4 protein-coding genes are annotated in these 3747 nt (G+C 66.8%); all 4 read right to left on the bottom strand.

What is annotated here, in order from left to right; translation table 11 throughout:
- Nucleotides 1-1211: FAD-dependent oxidoreductase (locus tag EOA33_RS27650; RefSeq protein ID WP_127407087.1), on the bottom strand; the 1211-nt coding region annotated here is incomplete at its 3' end.
- Complete coding sequence (gene ssuD, locus EOA33_RS27645) at nt 1208-2380, bottom strand: FMNH2-dependent alkanesulfonate monooxygenase (protein WP_127407086.1); 1173 nt, start codon at nt 2378-2380, stop codon at nt 1208-1210. The genes ssuD and EOA33_RS27650, both read right to left, overlap by 4 nt.
- A gap of 350 nt (nt 2381-2730) precedes the next feature.
- Nucleotides 2731-2925 carry a hypothetical protein gene (locus tag EOA33_RS27640; protein WP_127407085.1) on the bottom strand — a complete coding sequence of 65 codons (195 nt, stop codon included), beginning with the start codon at nt 2923-2925 and terminating at the stop codon, nt 2731-2733.
- A gap of 20 nt (nt 2926-2945) precedes the next feature.
- A partial coding sequence (gene tauC, locus EOA33_RS27635) for a taurine ABC transporter permease TauC (RefSeq protein WP_127407084.1) occupies nt 2946-3747 on the bottom strand: 802 nt, incomplete at its 5' end.

Below are 3747 nucleotides of genomic sequence, written 5' to 3'. Positions count from 1 at the left end.
CGATCGGCCCTGATCAGGCCGGCCTCGGCAAGCGAACGCAACGCGGGGTTGAGGTGGAGCGCCTTGCCATGCGCCGGTCCCGTGGTGTTCACCACGGTGTCGAATTGCAGCGTCTCGATCTGCTTTTGGCCGCGCCGCCGCAGGCTAACCGCCAGGCGATCCCCGTCCTGCTTCGAGGCCACCAGACTGGCCGCGATGTTGTCGAACGTGCCCTCGGCACGGCGGCGCTCGAGCACGCTGGCGACCTGCGGCGCGATCCTGAAGCGATGCACGTCCCAGAAGACGCGCAGCCGGCGCACCAGCCGCATGCGTTCTTCAGTGCCGAGCGCAGACCACACCAGCGGTCCCTGCAAGCGAAGCTGATCGAAGACCGACTGCCAGTTGACGCCGGCGGCCTCGGCTGCCGCCAATGTCGAACGAACGCGCTCGAGCAATGCAAGCGCGGTGCTGGCCGGCGCCGAGACGAAATCGCCGAACGGTTCGCCGCGAACATCCGGATGCCCGCGCGAGCGCAGCCCATGCCGCGACACGGCCAGGATGCGGCCGCGATGGCCGCGGCGGTCGAGCTCGGCGACGGTGTCGGCCGAGGTCAGGCCGGAGCCGACGATCAACACCGACGCCCCGGGAGCGATCGAACCGAGCGCATCCCGGGCATACACATCGGCAACGAAGCCGCGCGTGGCGGCGACCGGCTTCAGGAAGGCAGGAACATCGGGCGACGGGTGCGTCATGGCAAGAACGACCACGTCGGCCGAGATCGGCTGATCCGAGGTGAAAACAGTCCAGCCGCCGTCGCTGCTGCGCCTCACCTTCCGCACGTCGTCACGCAGGTGGCGGACCGCTCCAGTCTCGACAAAAGGCGCCAGCTGTTCGGCGACATAGCGGCCGAAGACCCGCCGCCTCGGAAAGACGTCGCCGTTGCGCCAGACCGAGTCCGGATCGCGCCCGACTTCACCGTCGTGGGCGAGCCAGCGCAAGAAATGCTCGGGCTCGTCCGGGACCAGGCTCATCCTGGCCGCGGGAACGTTGACGCGATGCGACGGCTCCTCGCTGGAATAGGCTAGCCCGCCACCCAGGAACGGGCGCGGCTCGATCACCGTGACGGATGCATGCGGACGCTGCCTGGCCAGGTGCCAGGCAACGGCCGCGCCCGAGAAACCGCCACCGAGGATGGCGATATGGCTTCGCGGCCGGGGCGGCAGCGCGTTCACGATGCGCTGGCGAGCGATTTCGGCCGATGGTCGCCGGCGATGGTCTCGCCGAACGGACCCGTATTGACGGAGGAACCTGCGACCTTGACCAGGTGGTCGGTCGGCAAATGCGGCAGCACCAGCTCGCCGAAGCGATAGGCTTCCTCGAGATGCGGATAGCCCGACAGGATGAAGGTGTCGATGCCAAGCCGGCGGTACTCGTCGATGCGCTGGGCGATCGTGGCGGGATCGCCGACAAGTGCCGTGCCGGCGCCGCCCCGCACCAGCCCGACGCCGGCCCAGAGGTTCGGCGCGATCTCGAGCTTCGACCGGTCGCCGCCATGCAGCGCGCTCATTCGCGCCTGGCCGACAGAGTCCATGCGGGCAAACACCTTCTGCGCCGAGGCGATGGTCGCATCGTCGAGCCGGCTGATCAGCCGGTCGGCGGCCGCCCAGGCTTCCGCCGTCGTCTCGCGGGCGATGACATGCAGGCGGATGCCGAAGGAGAGCTTGCGGCCCGCCTTGTCGGCGAGCTTGCGCACGCCGTCGAGCTTACGCTCGACATCGGCCGGCGGCTCGCCCCAGGTCAGGTACTTGTCGATTTCCTCGGCAGCCACGACGGACCCGGCGTCGGACGAGCCGCCGAAATAGAGCGGCGGATAGGGCGCCTGGACCGGCGGGAACAGCAGCCGGCCATCCTCGATGTGGAAATGCCGGCCCTCGTGCTCGACCGTCTCGCCACGCAGCAGCCGCTTGTAGACCTGCAAGAACTCCTGCGTCACCTCGTAGCGCTCGGCATGCGACAGGAAGATGCCGTCGCCCTTGTTTTCAAGCGGATCGCCGCCGGTGACGACGTTGATCAGCAGCCGGCCATTGGAGATGCGGTCGAGCGTCGCCGTCATGCGCGCGGCAAGCGTCGGCGATTGCAGGCCCGGCCGCACCGCGACCAGGAAGCGCAGCCGTTTCGTCAGCGGCGCCAGCGCCGAGGCGACGACCCAGGAATCCTCGCATGACCTACCGGTCGGCAAAAGCACACCATGGTAGCCAAGCGTGTCGGCCGCTTGCGCCACCTGGGTCAGATAGTCGAGATCGACCGCCCTGCCACCTTCGGATGTTCCGAGATATCGGCTATCGCCATGCGTCGGCAGGAACCACAGCACCTTGATGCGATCGGGAATTTCGGCACTCATGTCTATTGTTCTCAAGAGACTAACTCCAGTTCGTGACAGCGGCTAACTGCTATCATCAAGCATAAAGTCTAGGATTGTTGAGATTGTACCTTCTATTTCGGGGCTGGATCCTGGAATTCTTTATCAAACACCTGATTTTCCTGCGGAATGGCAGCGCGCGCTAACCAACGAGTTGAGCGTCATCGCGTTAACGTCTTCGGCGCCGGGGTATCTTCCCGCCGGTTGGAAGACGGTTCTAGGCGACGGCTATGATTTGGTAGACGAACAATCTTGCGAGTTGGACTCGCAAGCCGGAATTGTTTTCTGCGCATGGCGGCTGGATCGGGGGGGGGCGGATCCGGTCGACGAGGTCACTGCGACCAGTACTGCCAGGCCCAGTAAAAACTTTCGTCGCGTGGCGGCAGGCGATCGCGCTCGGGGTCCAGCCGCACCGGCGCCGGCGATCTCGGTTCGTTCAGCGGCGTCTCCGACGCCACGGCTTCCTTTGTGCTGGCAAGCAGCCAGTCGCCGACCTGGGCGAAAAGCACGGCGGTGGAATGGGTCATCATCATTCTCCTTGTTTCGCTCAGTCCTTGCCCGCCCAGGGAACCAGCGCGCGCTCGACCCTGCGGATGACGAACTCCAGCGCGAAGGCGATGGTCGCGATCACCAGGATGCCCATCACCACCACGTCGGTCACCAGGAACTGCGCCGCCGACTGGATCATGAAGCCTAGCCCGCGTGTGGCCGCCACCAGTTCGGCGGCCACCAGCGTCGACCAGCCGGCGCCGAGCGCGATGCGCAGGCCGGTGAGGATCGAGGGCAAGGCGCTGGGCAGCATGACATGGCGAACGACCTGCCTCCGCGTCGCGCCGAGCGAACGCGCTGCGTCGATGCGCTCGCGCGAGACGCCGCGCACCCCGGCGGCGGTCGACAGCGCCACCGGCGCCAGCATGGCGATCGCGATCACCAGGATCTTCGACGGTTCTCCAATGCCGAACCAGATGACGATCAGCGGCAGATAAGCGAGCGGCGGGATCGGGCGCAGGAATTCGAGCAGCGGATCGAAGAGGCCGCGCCCGATCTGGCTGATGCCGATGGCGAGCCCGACCGGAACGCCGATGACGATGGCCGCGATCAGCGCCGCGAACACGCGCCAGAGGCTGGCGGCGACATGCTGGAGCAGCGTCGCATCGACGAAACCGTCGCGGGCGACTGTGACGAACTTTGCCCAGACGGCGGCGGGCGACGGGAGGAAGACCGGTGACACCAGCTGCAGCTCGGCCGATGCAGCCCATGCCGCCAACAGCGCAAGAAGGGTGATCGCGCTGATCAGGCGCGCTGAAACGCCCCTGCGGTTCCGCCGCGGCCGCGACCATGGCACCGAC

It is taken from the genome of Mesorhizobium sp. M4A.F.Ca.ET.050.02.1.1 (assembly GCF_003997725.1).
Classification (GTDB): Bacteria; Pseudomonadota; Alphaproteobacteria; order Rhizobiales; family Rhizobiaceae; genus Mesorhizobium.
This window is presented reverse-complemented; position numbering and strand designations above follow the sequence as displayed.